General features: G+C 42.7%; 18 protein-coding genes. 15 read left to right on the plus strand and 3 right to left on the minus strand.

Features of this window, described 5'->3' with window-relative positions:
• Positions 1–16: 16 nt before the first annotated feature.
• On the minus strand, positions 17–1,483 hold the full coding sequence (locus B1A85_RS09195) for a TM0106 family RecB-like putative nuclease (RefSeq protein ID WP_168192376.1): 1,467 nt from the start codon (positions 1,481–1,483) through the stop codon (positions 17–19).
• Between the two features lie 126 nt (positions 1,484–1,609).
• On the opposite strand from B1A85_RS09195, the gene B1A85_RS09200 reads away from it, so the two are divergent.
• From B1A85_RS09200 to B1A85_RS09230, 7 genes are all read left to right on the plus strand, one after another.
• A complete protein-coding gene (locus B1A85_RS09200) occupies positions 1,610–2,794 on the plus strand; it encodes an aminotransferase class V-fold PLP-dependent enzyme (RefSeq protein WP_104546602.1) in 1,185 nt (394 codons plus the stop codon).
• 50 nt (positions 2,795–2,844) lie between these two features.
• Entirely contained in the window at positions 2,845–3,918 is a 1,074-nt protein-coding gene (locus B1A85_RS09205; protein ID WP_104546603.1) for a glycosyl transferase, read from the plus strand.
• A 6-nt stretch (positions 3,919–3,924) separates the two neighbouring features.
• Complete coding sequence (locus tag B1A85_RS09210) at positions 3,925–4,338, plus strand: secondary thiamine-phosphate synthase enzyme YjbQ (RefSeq protein WP_104546604.1); 414 nt, start codon at positions 3,925–3,927, stop codon at positions 4,336–4,338.
• Positions 4,339–4,610: 272 nt separating this feature from the next.
• Entirely contained in the window at positions 4,611–4,943 is a 333-nt protein-coding gene (locus B1A85_RS09215; RefSeq protein ID WP_104546605.1) for a hypothetical protein, read from the plus strand.
• Between the two features lie 187 nt (positions 4,944–5,130).
• A complete protein-coding gene (locus B1A85_RS09220) occupies positions 5,131–5,856 on the plus strand; it encodes a hypothetical protein (RefSeq protein ID WP_104546606.1) in 726 nt (241 codons plus the stop codon).
• 96 nt (positions 5,857–5,952) lie between these two features.
• On the plus strand, positions 5,953–6,762 hold the full coding sequence (locus tag B1A85_RS09225) for a Nif3-like dinuclear metal center hexameric protein (protein WP_104546607.1): 810 nt from the start codon (positions 5,953–5,955) through the stop codon (positions 6,760–6,762).
• Positions 6,763–7,227: 465 nt separating this feature from the next.
• The gene (locus B1A85_RS09230; RefSeq protein ID WP_104546608.1) at positions 7,228–7,536 is read left to right on the plus strand and encodes a DUF6679 family protein; all 309 of its coding nucleotides are present in this window, start codon (positions 7,228–7,230) and stop codon (positions 7,534–7,536) included.
• Between the two features lie 56 nt (positions 7,537–7,592).
• On the opposite strand, the gene B1A85_RS09235 is transcribed toward B1A85_RS09230, so the two are convergent.
• Positions 7,593–9,242 carry an MBL fold metallo-hydrolase gene (locus B1A85_RS09235; protein ID WP_104546609.1) on the minus strand — a complete coding sequence of 550 codons (1,650 nt, stop codon included), beginning with the start codon at positions 9,240–9,242 and terminating at the stop codon, positions 7,593–7,595.
• Positions 9,243–9,346: 104 nt separating this feature from the next.
• The gene (locus tag B1A85_RS25550) at positions 9,347–9,469 is read right to left on the minus strand and encodes a hypothetical protein (protein WP_256387444.1); all 123 of its coding nucleotides are present in this window, start codon (positions 9,467–9,469) and stop codon (positions 9,347–9,349) included.
• 11 nt (positions 9,470–9,480) lie between these two features.
• Between B1A85_RS25550 and B1A85_RS09240 the strand changes: the two genes are divergently transcribed.
• The 8 genes from B1A85_RS09240 to ispE all read left to right on the plus strand — a co-directional run bounded on the left by B1A85_RS09240 (position 9,481) and on the right by ispE (position 16,190).
• A complete protein-coding gene (locus tag B1A85_RS09240) occupies positions 9,481–10,098 on the plus strand; it encodes a DNA-3-methyladenine glycosylase (RefSeq protein WP_104546610.1) in 618 nt (205 codons plus the stop codon).
• 65 nt (positions 10,099–10,163) lie between these two features.
• The gene (locus B1A85_RS09245; protein WP_104546611.1) at positions 10,164–10,481 is read left to right on the plus strand and encodes a helix-turn-helix transcriptional regulator; all 318 of its coding nucleotides are present in this window, start codon (positions 10,164–10,166) and stop codon (positions 10,479–10,481) included.
• Positions 10,466–11,011, plus strand: coding sequence for an SRPBCC domain-containing protein (locus B1A85_RS09250; protein WP_104546612.1), 546 nt, complete (start codon positions 10,466–10,468; stop codon positions 11,009–11,011). The genes B1A85_RS09245 and B1A85_RS09250 overlap by 16 nt, the downstream gene beginning before the upstream one ends.
• A 69-nt stretch (positions 11,012–11,080) precedes the next feature.
• Positions 11,081–11,674 carry an ATP-dependent Clp protease proteolytic subunit gene (locus tag B1A85_RS09255; RefSeq protein ID WP_104546613.1) on the plus strand — a complete coding sequence of 198 codons (594 nt, stop codon included), beginning with the start codon at positions 11,081–11,083 and terminating at the stop codon, positions 11,672–11,674.
• Positions 11,671–12,693 carry an NAD-dependent epimerase/dehydratase family protein gene (locus B1A85_RS09260; protein WP_104546614.1) on the plus strand — a complete coding sequence of 341 codons (1,023 nt, stop codon included), beginning with the start codon at positions 11,671–11,673 and terminating at the stop codon, positions 12,691–12,693. Before B1A85_RS09255 ends, B1A85_RS09260 begins: the two co-directional genes overlap by 4 nt.
• A gap of 86 nt (positions 12,694–12,779) precedes the next feature.
• Positions 12,780–14,234, plus strand: coding sequence for an integrase (locus B1A85_RS09265; protein ID WP_104546615.1), 1,455 nt, complete (start codon positions 12,780–12,782; stop codon positions 14,232–14,234).
• 127 nt (positions 14,235–14,361) lie between these two features.
• Complete coding sequence (rsmA, locus tag B1A85_RS09270) at positions 14,362–15,183, plus strand: 16S rRNA (adenine(1518)-N(6)/adenine(1519)-N(6))-dimethyltransferase RsmA (RefSeq protein ID WP_104546616.1); 822 nt, start codon at positions 14,362–14,364, stop codon at positions 15,181–15,183.
• Positions 15,184–15,236: 53 nt separating this feature from the next.
• On the plus strand, positions 15,237–16,190 hold the full coding sequence (gene ispE, locus B1A85_RS09275; RefSeq protein WP_104546617.1) for a 4-(cytidine 5'-diphospho)-2-C-methyl-D-erythritol kinase: 954 nt from the start codon (positions 15,237–15,239) through the stop codon (positions 16,188–16,190).
• Positions 16,191–16,194: the final 4 nt, after the last annotated feature.

Here is a 16,194-nt window from a genome sequence, read left to right on the forward strand (position 1 = left end):
TAATGATTTTAACGTTTTAGGGTGTTTCAACTACTTGAAGATTGGCAGAGGACGAACTATTTGTAAAAGCTAATAACCAATCTTTGACATGACGTGTTGCATGACAGTCGTCTTCGTTGTAGCGGACAATCGCATCTAATAACGCGCGATCGCCTGTAGCTAACCACCGATCGTACCAATAAATACAATGCGAGCCATTTGCTTGCGGGTCGCGCCACTCGAACCCTAACCACCGCGCGATCGCTTTTAAAGTATAGTTTTCTACAGGTAAAGCAACCGTTTGCACAACTTGCTCGTAAACATCCACAAACCGCGCTAGAAGTGTTTTGATTTGCGATCGTGGTGTGTGATAAAGTTTACCTAAACGTTTGACGGTATCGACTTCATACGCACAAAAATGATAAATTGGCGCAGTTGGATACTGGCAAACCAAATCTAAAAATTGCTGCCAAATCGCTTCTTCTTGAGCAGGTGTTTCAGCGAGGAATTTGTGGAATGTTTCGGTTCCTGTTTGGCGATCGACGACTAAAACTCCTAGCAGGTAATCTAAATTAAGATCCGGTTCGGCTTCGATATCAAAGTATAGTTCTATGGGTGCAGGTGAAACGTCTGTAGTGCGAGTTGCGTTTAATAGTATCGGACGATTTTCAAAAACAGCTTGCGCTTGTAAAACCAATTTTTGTGCGACTTGGCGATCGAATCCTGGTAGCGATTCTAGTTGGGTAGGATTTACTTGAGTTAAAGATTCGAGCGTGACAACGTTTAAAGCTTGTAATTGCGTGTAGCGATTGGGAGTGACTCCAGGAATGAGTGAGAGATGCTGTTGTTCTTTGGCGATCGCATAACACTGACTGTACCAGCGACAAAGACTACATCGCTGTCGCGAAATAAAAACTTCCGGTGCTAATTCTGCTTCTAAGATTTCCAGACAGCGATCTAAACTACGCTGCATTTGCGATGTCCACCGCGCAACATCTACACTATAAACTTCTGGGCGACGCAGAAATAACCATGCTGTTTTCGGTGCAATTCCTTGAATTTGTTCTAATACGTGCGCGTTGTACGCCGCGATAATTTGATACTCTAGCTTAGGGCGCTTTCCCAATTCGATTTGCGCAGGAATATAAACCCAATCACCAAATAACGAGTTTCCAGGTTGTTTGATCAGTAAATCTGGACGACTTATCAGGGTATATTTTTCTTGGTAGGTAGTGAGTAAGATTCCTTGACTAATGCGCTCAACGCCTTGCTGCATGAGTTCGAGTGTCGCGATCGCACCCGCTTCCCAGTTTCCTTGGTGATAATTCGGTTGTTGATGATTTTGTTGCGCTAAAGCATTTTGTTGATGAATAATTTTGTCTTGTTGTAGTCGAAGTAAAAACTCACTCGGAGAATCTCGCTGGCTGCGATCGCCATGAGTATCTAAAAAAGCGCGTCTTTGACAACGTTGATATTGCAGCAGCAGTTCAGCAGTCATTAGCATGACTCTAGACTAGCAATTTTAAGAGGTCAGAGTCGGAGGTCAGAGGAGATATTTTAGGTTTCCTGATTCCTCTATTATGGGTGCGATCGCGTCATACTATTCACTAACAGCGAGCTACTTCTAGTAATGACAAGCATTTCTATTACTTCAACAGTACAACACCGAGAACAATTTCCGGCTTTAGCGAATAAAGCTTATTTTAACTATGGCGGTCAAGGACCTATGCCGCAAGCGGCGATCGATGCAATAAATCAAGCGCAAGAATACATACAAACCTATGGTCCTTTTTCGACAAAGGTGAATGCTTGGATTGTTGAGGAAGTCCAACAAACACGACAGGCGATCGCCGCAGAACTTAATGCTTCTCCTGAAACAATAACAATTACCGAAGATGTAACAGTAGGCTGTAATATCGCCTTGTGGGGTATCGATTGGCAAGCAGGCGATCGCATTTTACTCACCGACTGCGAACACCCAGGAGTCATCGCGACAACGCAAGAAATTTCCCGACGTTTCGGTGTGGAAGTTTCGTTTTGTCCAATTATGGCTACTCTGAATGGCGGCGATCCTGTGGAGGTGATTGCGCAACACCTGACACCCGATACGCGACTTGTTGTTCTAAGTCATATTCTTTGGAATACAGGTCAAGTTTTACCTGTAGACAAAATTGCGCAAGTTTGCCGCGAGTACAACAGTAGGATACAAATTTTAGTCGATGCAGCGCAGTCAGTTGGTTTATTACCGTTGAATTTAACTGAATTGCAAGCAGATTTTTATGCTTTCACGGGTCATAAATGGTGGTGTGGTCCGATGGGGGTGGGTGGATTGTATGTTCGTCCCGAAGCTAGGGAATCGCTGCAACCAACGTTTATTGGCTGGCGTAGTATTATGATGGATAGCCGAGGTAAGCCTGTAGATTGGCAACCGGATGGACGACGCTATGAAGTTGCAACTTCTGCTTTTGGACAGTATTGCGGATTAAGAGCAGCGATCGCAACGCATCAACAATGGGGAAGTGCATTGCAACGCTACGAACAAATTCTGCAACTGAGTCACTATCTTTGGCGGCGGTTGAACGAAATATCTGGTATTGTTTGTTTACGCACTACTCCACCCGAATCGAGTCTTGTGTCTTTTCAGTTAAAACAAGCAGGTAGTCACAAACAGCTAGTACAGTACTTAGAATCACAAAACATGATGACACGCACACTTCTCGATCCTGATTGCGTTCGTGCGTGCGTTCACTACTTCACCACCACAAGTGAGATCGATCAACTCATCGCCGGAATCGAAAGTTATTGTGGAATGTGATTAGTTTTGAGGTTTGAACTGAAGAACTTTCTTAACCTGAACCCTAACATATGTCTCCCATTATCTACGTAGCCGTTACCAGTCATGGATTTGGTCATGCAGCGCGGACTGCATCGGTTGTTGCGACGATTAAGAAACTTCGTCCAGAAATGTTAGTAATTTTTGTTACCACAACACCTCGTTGGTTTCTCGAATCATACTTTCAAGATGATTTTATCTACCGTCCGCGATCGTTTGATGTGGGTGTCGTGCAAAGCGATAGTCTCAAAATGGATAAAGCCGCTACCCTTGAAAAAATGCAGCATATCCGCAGTCACCAAAATGCGATCGTCGCCGGAGAAGTTAACTTTATCAAACAAAATCGCGTCGATCTAATTTTAGCGGATGTTCCTCATTTAGCTGGCGTGATTGGTAAAACCGCAGGTGTTCCGTGTTGGACTATCAGTAATTTTGGGTGGGACTTTATTTATCGCAATTGGGGAAGTGAATTTCAAGAAATCGCAGATTGGGTTTTTGATTGCTACAGTCAATGCGATCGCCTACTGCGCTTACCCTTCCACGAACCGATGAGTGCGTTTAAAAATATCACGGATGTCGGGCTACCTGGTGGTTCTCCCTCTCACCCAGCCGATGCGCTACGATCTAAATGGAAGATCGCAACACCCAAGGAACGCACAATTTTATTAACTTTCGGTGGTTTAGGCTTACAGCAAATTCCTTACGATAATGTACAGCGGTTTCCCGATTGGCAATTTATCACGTTTGCGCGTAACGCCCCAGATTTTCCCAACTTACTCAAAATCACCGATCCGCAATATCGTCCAGTTGATTTTATGCAGATTTGTGGCAGAGTTGTTTCTAAACCTGGTTTTAGTACGTTCGCTGAAGCCATTCACCAACAAGTGCCAATTGTCACATTAACACGCGATGATTTTGCAGAAGCGGCTTTGTTAATTGAAGGTATCAAAGATTGCGCGCATCATCAAGTTATTAGCCCAGACGAATTTTTCCATAGCGGCTGGGAATTTCTCGAACAAGCGCCTTCAACACCAAAAAAATCGCAAGGAATCGCCCTCGATGGCAATGAAGCGATCGCCCACGCTGTTTTAGAATATTTTCATTAATAAACAATGCATTACCAAAAAATCTTAAAAATTCCCACGCAAGGTAAGTCTCTCAATAACGTCACCGCCAAAATTGAATCAATCGTTGCTGAATCAGGGATAGAAACAGGAATTTGCCATTTGTTTTTACGTCATACTTCGGCTAGCCTTGTTATTCAAGAAAATGCCGATCCTGACGTCCTAAAAGATTTAGAAAACTTCTTGGCGAAACTCGTTCCTGAAGATGCTTATTATATACACAGTGCTGAAGGACCTGATGATATGCCAGCACATATTCGTACAGTCCTTACACATACATCAGAACAAATTCCAATCGCTAGAGGTGAGTTACTACTAGGTACTTGGCAAGGCGTATACATTTGGGAACACCGGCGACGCAGTCATAATAGAGAACTTGTTGTTCACATTACTGGAATGTAAAAAGCGATTATCTGATTGCTTTCTTATATTTAATAATTGCTGTGGGTTCAACCTTTAAGCTTTTTTCTATTAATCTGTGTCTCAAGAACTAAGCATTATTACTGTAAATAAGTAACTTGACTTCTATAGTACGGTTAACCTGTAAAAAAGAATACGGTTTTTTCGATAAACCTAGCCTAATAAGTTTCTCTCTAACGAAAGAGCAAACTAACCTTTATATTTTCTAAATTGAATTTAGTAAGTTCATGATGTTCAACTTACTAAGAAGTGTTATGGCTAAGCAACTCGAAAAGAAACCAATCGAACAGCCCGTAAGTCGAGATTGGCATGCACGCGAGGAACCAACTGCTAAAGAAAGAAATTTAACCGTTAATCCTGGTGATATCGTTAAAGATGAGTCACAATCTGTTGAAGAAAAAGCGCAGCAAGTTGCTGTAGATGCACCAGATATCACAGGTGACTGGATTTTAGTTCCCACTTACTTTATCGTCGAATATCCAGACGGAAAGAAAGAAGCATTACACCATGTCAGGGATGCTAAAAAGATCTCTGACGTCATTCGTTTAGCGCGAGTTGATGAAAAGGGAAATCGCGTTTGGTGGTAGTGCTTGATGAGTAGATACTAACTTAGTCTATTCAAATTCAACAGTAGGTTCATAGGGAAAAATAGTGGTTTTACTGCCAGCACGATCTATCTTAATTTACGAACCACTTCCTATATGAACCTACTTTTTTATGTTTTTTATCTGCCTCTTAGGGTAGTTTTCTTAATCTTTCAGGGTGCAAAGTTTAATGATTCATTTAGTTAACTCAAATCACTTAAGTTCTCAAAGTACATCAGAACTTAAAGCTGAATTATTGGAGCGAGTTAAAGGAAGAGATACCGATCCTTTAAGCACGAAAGTCCAGTATTATAAAAATATACTGACACCTTATATTGAAGAGTTGACACAACGCAATCCTTATCCAATCGTTGCAGAACAAATTCCAATTGTTCTGGGTGTCTGGACACCTGTTTGGTCAACTATACCTTTTCACGATACTCTACCAGGGCGGAGCAGAGAGCAATCGTACCAGATTTTCCATGATGATAGCTACTATGCAAATATCGCTCGGTATACTCCAGGACAAAATAGTTTGTGGCAAAAAATCTCGGCAAAATTACCAGCAATAGATTTAATGGTAATGCAAAAGTATGCTGTACGAGATAATAAATGGTACATTCAAAACATAGGTATTGAGCAGGCTTTTCGGAATCGAGAAGTTCCACTATCAATTGAAGATGCAGAATCTTGGTTTAGTAGTGTAGTCAGCAATAAATTTCAATCGACTCAAGAAGAACTTCCGCAAGCACTTGATTTAAAATTAGACAGCAAGACTGTTAAAAAATTGGAGAAAACTTACCTAGCAACTCCGCAATTAGAACATCTTTATGTCGATCGCGAGCTCCGAATCGTAAAAACTCAACGCGAAGCATCGCAGCGACCAAGCTATACAATTGCCATACGCAGACAGTAATCTGTCCCATTGACGAATTATGATTTCTATGTAGGTTGGTAAGGGGTAATTGGTAATGGTAAAAGCCAATTAGCAAGACTTGATATCGAGTAGCGTATGAAAATTGCGGAACTAATCGCTTGGTTTGAAGCATGGGCAAATCCAGCTTGGCAAGAAAGCTGGGATAATTGCGGTTGGCAGATTGAACCTGGAGTGTTGGAAGAATCAGCACGGGTGCTTGTATGTTTGACTCCAACTTTGGCAGTAATGCACGAAGCGATCGCCCTCAAAGCCTCAGGAACTCCTGTTAACTTAATTTTTGCGCACCATCCTTTGATTTTTAAGCCGGTTAAATCTTTACAAACGGGGGATGCGATCGCCGAAATCACACGCTTGGCGTTTCATCATCAAATCGGAATTTACACAGCGCACACGAATTTTGACCAAGTTGCTGATGGTACAGCGGATGTGCTAGCGCAGGTGTTAGAACTTAAGCACACCTCTCCTATAGTAGAAACGCAACCAGGGTTAGGATATGGTCGGGTAGGAACATTAGAGCCACCTTTGACTTTACAAGAACTCCTCACCAAGATTTACACTCAGCTACAACCACCCGATCTCATTTTCTCTCCTGAAGCCAATCGCGAGCAAACAATTGACCGCGTGGCGGTGTTAGGCGGTTCAGGGGCTAGCTTTATCTCGGATGTGGTGAAGACAGGTGCAGCAGCTTATTTGACATCAGATTGTAAATTTCATCAATTTCAGGAAAGTCGCGATCGCGGTTTAATTCTGATCGACGCTGGACATTACGCCACAGAACGCCCTGCTTGTGCCCAACTCGTCGCCAAATTGCAAGATTTAAACGTTGAGTGGGTACAATTAAGCCAAAAAGATGAAGATTTTCGGCAATTTTACGGTAAATATTAACTAATAATTTTGCTAGAAAAAGATGAAGTATCGCAAAACAATGAGTTAAGATCATTTACATTAGGATCAAGCTGTACGAGTCCCTTGACTCGAGGTGATACCAAACAACTCAAAATGGTAACAAATCTTACCGATTTTCTGGTAACAGTGTGTACGATCCGCTCATGAAAGACGCAGTTCTAGTCAATGGCAAACATCGACTTAATTGAGGCAAACGTCTCATTGCTGTAAACTAAAACCTAATCTTTAAAAAATGCTGCGAAGCAAACATTCCAAGCTCAGTAGCGATCGTCTAGCTAGCGACTCAGGAGGCAAATGAAACTAAAAACAATAAAAGTTGCTGGCAAACACCTTGCCACGTATTACTAAAAGTGGAAATTGTTCACTCTGAGCAATACCTCATTGGGGTAACACCCAGAACTATGTACAGATTTAACTTACGTTGTAAAAGGGCAGAAGCGATAGATGCTACACCGCAAGATTTATCAACTGTGTGGCGACGGGCGTGAAGTATGCGTTTTCTTGCGGGACCAGCAACGCTGGATAGAACGCGCCCGCATCATCGACATTGAAGGGGATTTAGTTACCCTGCGTTATGAGACAGAAGAAGAAGACGAAATTTGCTCTTGGGAAGAAATGGTTCGTCTAGAGAGTATCGGCGCTGTAACGCAAAAACTAGCTTCAGTACCGCGCGGCAATGCAGAACCTTTAGTTTCTGACGATTGTCCAGAAGCAGAACGCATTCGTCGTTACACTGACTCCAATCCTGATTAAAACAGCTAAAGAGAAAGTAGGAAGCCTAAAAGTTTCTTACTTTCTCATTTCACAAATTATTCTTCATTACGTTCATATACAGGACAGTAACCTTCTGGTGTCACTTTAAACCCAAATAAAGGAGAAGCTTGATTCCAGCATCGCTGTCCGCGTTGAAATTTGCAAGTGGCGCAACAACTAACTTCGCTACTAAGGAGGCGATCGCTCGTTTGATTGAGTAGTTCGCGCTGCGATAAACCGCGAATCACTAATTCTTCACCTTGCCAACGGGCTTCAACTAATCCAGTATCCGCAAACGTGCGCCAGCGGGGATCGGCAATAATTGCCTCTGGTAGTGTAATTGTTACTACAGTACCTAACTCATTGAGTTCGCCTTCATAGTTCGTTTCTGGTGCAGCTGGTTGGATAAACGTATCGCCGACTGGTAGATCCACTGCTGTACCGCTCGCCGGTGAATGCAAATGGTAGCGATTTTGTAACTCATCCAAGCTGGTGAGATCTGCCAAATAAGCTGGCGAACCATGAACAAAAATAACGTGTTGGGGTCGTAAGTTATGAATCAGTTGCGTAATCCCAGGACCATCGCTGTGTTGGGCGAGTAAGTAGGTTTCTACAGTAGTTGAAGGTTGCGGTGCTAATTCCGGTAGCGACTGGGGATGCGGAAGTAAACGCCCTGGTTTTTCTGGCAAGAGAATGAGCCAAGGACCTGTTTGGGGCTGGCAATATTGTTGTAAATCTGCACTTTCGTCAGTAATTACAATGCAAGGCGACTTTCCTACCTCAGCGCGCTGCTGTGGAGTTAACCTGCGCATTCGGGGACGTACCCGTTCATCCCAGAATAACGGTTGATGACGTGCAAAGTTTTGAACTGACGCGGGTAGCTGCGGTAGCATTTCTAGGTAAGCATCGCAGCCAGCAGCAACCATACCATCAACCCAAATATCTAAGTCGCGACCGGTAAAACTGTGATGACTCCGCAATAACATGAGAATTTCTTGACCGATTCCCAGCGTTGGAGTTGGCATTAAAACACAGTAACCTTGAGCGATCGCGCGATTAATGCGTTCAGCAAGTTGGTTTTCTTGCGTCCGCCGATGCGGATGACGTGCAGTTCCGTAGCTTCCTTCAATTATTAAGACATCGGGCTTTAATCCGCGCAATTCCTCTAATGGCATTCCTTCGACTAAGCGCGAATTCGATAAAAAAAAGTCTCCTGTGTAGAGTAACGTATACGTCCGTTGTGGTGTGGTGTACGTCAGTAAAATTGCGGCTGCACCTGGTAGATGTCCCGCTGGAAATAACTCTGCACTCAAACCATCTTGAAATTCTACAGGCGATCGCCACGGTAAGGCTTGACAAAACTGCGGTATATTTTGTATCCCTAACCAGTTAAGGGGTAGCAATTGCGTCGTGGCTTCGCTGGCGTAGATCGGTAATGCGGGAAAAGCTTGATGTAGTGCAAGTAATCCTTGGGCGTGATCGGGATGCGCGTGAGTGCACAAGACTAAATCGGCTGGCGGCGATCGCTTTCCTTTCTTCAAGATAGAAATATCGTCAATGCCACAGTCGAGTAAAATGCGATAAGGTCCCATCCGTACCAATAAGCACACGCCTTCATCAGCATGATGAACGCTGTACGGGAAACACTCTAATTCGGAACTTGTTTCTCCAACGTGGCGGGAGGCTGTAGGTATCCGATTGCTCATACATACCTCCACTCAAACCCAGTGCAGGCTAAAAACTAGGGAATATATCGATTGAATTTTGATTTACCTCACCCCTGATTTAACGATGCGATATCGCGGTTCATCTAGTGTGCAGAACCGTTACCGTGATAATTATCTGTGTCATAAAAGCCGTTTTTAGTCCCAAAAAACAAGCACGACACCGTAAAAATAGCTGTTAAGCCCAAAAGAATTAGTTTGACATCCATCTCACTACCCTATGAATTGCGTAAATTCAACGACACTCAATCAGATTGTAGAACCTTCTTGGTTAGAGCGTCCATCTACTGAAGTTGCACCAGACTTACTCGGCTGTACGCTTGTCCGCAAATTGCCTGATGGACAAATCCTGCGAGGCTTAATTGTCGAAACTGAAGCTTATGCTGTCGGCGATCCGGCGTTTCATGCGTACCGACGACGCACCGAACGCAACGCAGTACTCTTTGGATCTGCTGGAAGAAGTTATGTTTATCTTATCTATGGAATTTACCACTGTTTCAATGTCGTCACCGATACGGATGGTGTTCCGAGTGCCGTTTTAATTCGTGCTTTACAACTAGAGTCTTTACCACCAGAAGTATCATCGCCAAAACCGCACCGAATTGCGGCTGGACCTGGTAAATTGTGTTTATCTTTACAGATCGATCGTAGCTTAAATGCTGTACTGCTTCAACCAGGCGAACCACTGTGGTTAGAACATCGTTCTCTAGACTTTCAACAACAGCTTGACGCTCAAACTATCAGCTTTGTGCAAACGACGCGCATTGGAATTACGCAAGGAGTCGATTTACCGTGGCGGTGGTATATCAAAAATTGTCCTGCGGTTTCTAAAACTTGACATTTAAGCGATTACTTATATATCCTAAAAATAGTTAAGCATTTACTTAAGTATTTGCGTTTTTCATGCGAGGAGATATTTTTTATGCGATCGCCGATCCGACACGTCGGGCAATTTTAGATCGCCTGCGGGATGGAGAACAACCTGTAAAACAACTTGCAGAACCTTTTGCGATGTCTTTACCAGCAATTTCGCAGCATTTACAGATTTTGTGTGAGGCGGGTTTAGTTACGCAACGGCGGGAAGGGCGTCAGCGAATATATAAACTCAATCCCGAACCATTGCAACAAGTGAAAAATTGGGTTTCGCACTACGAACAGTTTTGGCAAGCGAAACTCGATAACCTCGGTGAATATCTGGAGGAGTCATGTTCCGAGTTGTAAAACTAGAAGCTTTCTATCCGTATCCGCCAGAAAAAGTATGGAAGGCGATCGCCAATCGTTCTTCATTAGCAAAATGGTTAATGGAAAATGACTTTGAACCACATTTAGGACACAAGTTTTGCTTTCAGTCGCAACTACCAGGATTAAACGAGGTTATTCACTGCGAAGTACTAAAACTCAGAGAACCCTACGAACTCGCTTATTCTTGGCAAGACAACTTGATAGAATCTCCCTCAATTGTGACTTGGAAGCTGATACCTGTTGATGGTGGTACGCAACTGCATCTAGAACATCGCGGATATCAAGAGGATGCGATCGCCCTTAGTCAACCTACACGTCATACTCAAACTCGGCAAGCACAGCTAACACATCCAATTGTAGTAAGCGATCGCGTGTGGTTTTCTAACCAACCTCAACAATTAGGCAGTATTCTACTTAATTCCTATTTTAGTGGTAAGTGGGAATATTTACTCAATTACAAACTTAGGGAAGTTTTAGTTTCACAATCCCCTAATCTTACACTTTCTTAAAGAAACTGCCTATAACTGCTACTAATCTAGACATTAACTCTGGGATAGAACATTTTTTCGATAACTGCAATGAATACTCCCATACCGCTAAGCATCCCAGTAATTCAACCTTTTCCCCAAAATCAGCAGTCCTTCGATATTTACTCACGGTTGCTTGCTGAAAGAATTGTTTTTTTAAAGGGTGAATTAACAGAGGAAGCAGCTAACTTAATTGTTGCACAACTACTATTTCTCGATGCTGAAGATCCAGAAAAAGACATTTCCTTATTTATCAACTCTTCTGGTGGTTTATCAACCGCAGCAATGACAGTTTTCGATGCAATGAAACAAATTCGGACAGATATTTGTACAGTCTGTGTTGGTACTGCTGCTGCAATGGGCGCTTTTTTACTGTCTTCTGGAACTAAGAGTAAAAGATATGCTTTACCACACGCCCGAATCCAATTACAGCAACCATCAGGAAATACTGAAGGAAAAGCAACTGATATTGAGGTAGCTGCTCAAGAGATTTTATATCTTAAAGAGGCACTGAATCAAATTCTTGCTGAAAATACTGGTCAGACTCAAAAGCAAATTGAAATCGATTTAAATAGAAATTTGTTCCTGAGTGCTGAAGAAGCAAAAACTTACGGCTTAATCGACAGTATTATTACAAAACTATGAAAATTTTAATTATAGGAGGAACCAATTTTATTGGTCTTTCAGTAGTAAATCGACTTCATGCAATAGGTCATGAGGTTACTATATTTCATCGAGGAAAAACTGTAGCTGAGTTACCTATAGCAGTAAAGGAAATTAAAGGCGATCGCACTCAACTTCCTGAAATGAAAAGTGAGTTGCAGTATTTATCTCCTGATGTAGTTTTAGACATGATTGCCTACACTGAGCAAGATGCGTTGATAACAATGAAGGCATTTAAAGGTATTGCCCAGCGTGTTGTTGCGATTAGTAGCATGGATGTATACCGCGCCTACAACGTCCTTTTAGGAAAAGAATCAGATATTGTTCCCGTACCGCTTACTGAAGATTCGCCACTACGTCAGCAACTCTATCCTTTTAAGGACATACCACAAAGAGCGCTCAACGCTCCAGCGGATTATGAAAAGATTCTTGTTGAACGAGTTGTGATGAGTGATGCTGATTTACCTGGTACAATTATCCGCTTACCAATGGTCTACGGACCAAAAGATCCATTGCACCGCTTGTTTCCTTATTTAAAGCGAATGGATGAAAATCGTCCTGCAATTTTACTACCAGAAAATTTTGCGCAATGGCGCGGTTGTTATGGTTATGTAGAGAATGTCGCATATGCGATCGCACTAGCAGTTACAAACCCCCAAGCTACAGGGCGCATCTATCATGTGGCAGATTTACCTGTTTCTGAAGCCGAACGCCTCAATCGAATTGGAAAAGCTGCTGGCTGGCAAGGTAAAGTTATATCTGTTCCCAAACAGCATTTACCAGCGAATTGGAATTTACCTTTTAATACCGAACAAGCTTGGTTTGCTGATACAACACGAATTCGTCAAGAACTCGGTTATAGAGAGGTTGTCACTCAAGAGGAAGCGCTGAAACAAACGATCGATTGGGAACGCACTAACTCACCACCAGAAATGACTCAATGGACAGGATGGGAGTTATTCGACTATGCCACTGAAGATGAGATTTTAACTCAGTTATAGTACAAACGCGATCGCAACTCATGCAGGATAAAATTGTAATCTTGATGCAGTTTAGGAAAACATAGGCAACTGCACTCAATTGATTTATGGCAAGCCAGCAATCTAATTACGATCCGCGTCAAGCCACATGGAATGGTGTTTCTATTGACAAATGGAATCCATCTGAGTGGAAGCAGTGGAAACCGAATGCGGGGAAGAATGAGGCGGCGAAAATCGAACGCGAATATCTCAGGATCAAGTATGCGATCGCTCAAGCAAATACAGCATTAAGTATCGATCGAGTCAAAGTTAAACTCAAACTAACGACAGCTAAATCAATTGGCTTACAAGGTACTTTCCCCTGTAAACCTGGCGACATTGGTAAAAATGGAAGTTCTACTAAGCAATACACAATTTCACTTGGGTTTCCTGCAAGTGATGCTGGTGTCAAAACCGCTGTTGCTAAAGCACGAGAATTGGATCTTTTGTTGATGACAAAGCAATTTCAATGGACACCAGAACTCTTAGGTAAGCAATCTCAGAAGATTGCACTACCATATAATACCGCAAAGCCGATTAGCGAATTAATCCAAGAATACGAGCGAGAATTTTGGAAAACTCACGAGAAAAATCGCCAAGGATTCCGTACTTGGGAAACGCATTATTTGCGCCATCTCAAAAAACTTCCTCAAGATGTTCCCTTAACTCAAAATGCTTTAGCACAAGCTTTAGAATCAGTTCCACCTCATACATCAACAAGATTTTATTTAGCTTGGCAACTCAAAAAGTTTTGTGATTTTTGCGGTGTTGATGGGAGTAAACTTATTGATTCATACACGACTCCCCAACCATCACCTAGTCTTCGCAAAATCCCTACTGATGAAGAAATCGTTCAAGGTTTTGACACAATAGGAACTCCTTTATCACCCTACGCCAGTAAAGAAAATTTAACGCAACCCCAACAGTGGCAATGGGTATATGGTATGTTAGCTACCTACGGTTTAAGACCTCATGAATTATTTGCGATAGACCTTGAGGCTTTTACGACTCCCTCAAATATATTTCATTTAGTCACACTCGATCCGAGTCTTACAGGTGGTACAAAAACAGGCGAACGTATGTGTGGAATTCCACCGTTACACCCTCATTGGGTTGAGTTATTTGATTTAAAAAACGTCAAGTTTCCCCATACAGGTGGAACTTTAAATAATCAAACTGCTAAGATTCACATTCGATTTAGAACGACTCATATAAATTTTAAACCCTACGATTTACGTCACGCCTATGCTTTACGCGGACATCGCTTGCGTATTCCCATAAAAACTATGGCTGATTATATGGGTCATACTGTACAAGAGCATACGAAGACCTATCAAAGATGGATCAATGAGGATACAAACTTAGAAATTTATAAAGAAATTGTGATTCAAAAAGCGAATACTCAAGAAGCACTAAAAGCAAGGGTAGATGAATTAGAAGTCGAAAATGCTGTTCTCAAAGCTGAAGTGAAATCTTTGAGGGAATTACTGATCAAACACCAACTAGGTAAACTGCTAAGCTAGATACGTAACATACATTGATCGTAGAGTCAATATAAGCTTAAGCAAATAGCAGGATAAAAAAGTAAGCAAAAACTAAGAAACAGCATTGATAAGAAGGCTTAAATATCAAGTAGAAAGAGAACTATAGATGGTAAAACCGCGCAGGGTCTTTGCGCAGCATTGGCTCAAAAATGAAAAAGCCCTCAACCAAATCATCGCCGCCGCCGAACTCACACCGCGCGATCGCATCCTCGAAATCGGACCTGGAACCGGAGTATTAACGCGTCGCCTGTTACCGCTAGCTGAATCAGTTGTCGCTGTCGAAATTGACCCTGATTTGTGTGCATTATTAGCTAAAAAGCTGGGAAATATTGAAAACTTCTTACTCCTACAAGGCGACTTTCTTGAAATAGATTTAACTACTTTGTTAACTCCTTTTCCTAACTTTCAATCACCCAATAAAGTCGTCGCAAACATCCCCTACAATATCACTGGACCAATTTTAGAAAAACTACTTGGAACAATTGCGAACCCCAATCCTCACCCCTTCAACTCAATCGTACTCCTCGTCCAAAAAGAAGTTGCCGATCGCTTATACGCTAAACCAGGGTCAAAAACCTTCGGCGCACTATCTGTCCGCGTCCAATACTTAGCCGAATGTGAATTCATCTACCACGTCAGCGCCAAAAGCTTTTACCCACCACCAAAAGTAGATTCCGCCGTCGTGCGATTGCGTCCGCGACAATTACAATCACCCCCACTCAATCCGCATCATCTCGAAACACTAATCCAACTCGGTTTTGGTGCCAAGCGCAAAATGTTACGAAATAATTTGAAAGCAATCGTCGAACGCGATCGCCTCACCAAATTACTAGAAAATTTAGAAATTAACCCCCAAGCGCGCGCTGAAGACCTCAGCGTTACCCAATGGATATCCCTAAGTAATCAACTAGAAGTATCGTCATCCTAACCTAAAATCTTCCCTTTGCGTCCTTTGTGCCCTTAGTGGTTCGTCCCCAAAAAATGCATTCCTACTCACTCATTGCACCCGCCAAAATTAACTTATATTTAGAAATCATCGGCGATCGCCCCGATGGATATCACGAATTGGCAATGATCCTCCAAAGCATCAGTCTCGCCGATCAAATCGATATCCGCGCTGCAAGTACCGACACAATCCGCATCCGTTGCGAACACCCCCAAGTTCCCACCGATAAAAGTAACTTAGCGTACAAAGCCGCAGCATTAATGACAAACCAATTTCCCGATGCTTTTGCGCAATATGGCGGAGTTGAAATTACAATCAATAAACAAATTCCCGTCGCCGCAGGATTAGCTGGAGGATCGACAAACGCCGCTGCGGTATTAGTCGGAATCGATTTATTGTGGGAACTAGGATTAACGCAATCTGAACTCGAAGAACTTGCAGGAAAACTCGGGTCAGACGTTCCCTTTTGTATTGCAGGTGGAACCGCGATCGCCACAGGTAGAGGTAACGAACTTTCACAATTACCCAACCTAGATAACTTGTACGTCGTTTTAGGAAAATATCGCAGTCTTGCCGTTTCCACAGCGTGGGCTTACCAAACTTATCGACAGCAATTCGGCGATTCTTACTTAACTGATACCCACAGCCTCACTTCACGCGCCGCCGCTGTCCACTCAGGACCAATTGTTAAAGCGATCGCTCGTAAAGATGGCGTGCAAATTGCTCAAAAGCTTCACAATGATTTAGAGCGTGTCGTGTTACCAGAATACCCCCAAGTTGCACAGCTACGCCACGTGTTCCAAGAAGCTGGTGGATTAGGCGCGATGATGTCTGGTTCAGGTCCTACAGTATTTGCTTTGTGTGAGTCGCGCGAACAAGCAGAAAAAGTGCAGCAGTACGTTAGACAAGCAATTCCCGATCCTGATTTGGAATTGTGGTTAGCACAAACTTGTAGTACAGGTATTCAAATCGCTACTAGTACTAAGTAAAAAA

The organism is Chroococcidiopsis sp. TS-821 (assembly GCF_002939305.1).
In the GTDB taxonomy this organism is placed as follows: Bacteria; Cyanobacteriota; Cyanobacteriia; order Cyanobacteriales; family Chroococcidiopsidaceae; genus Chroogloeocystis.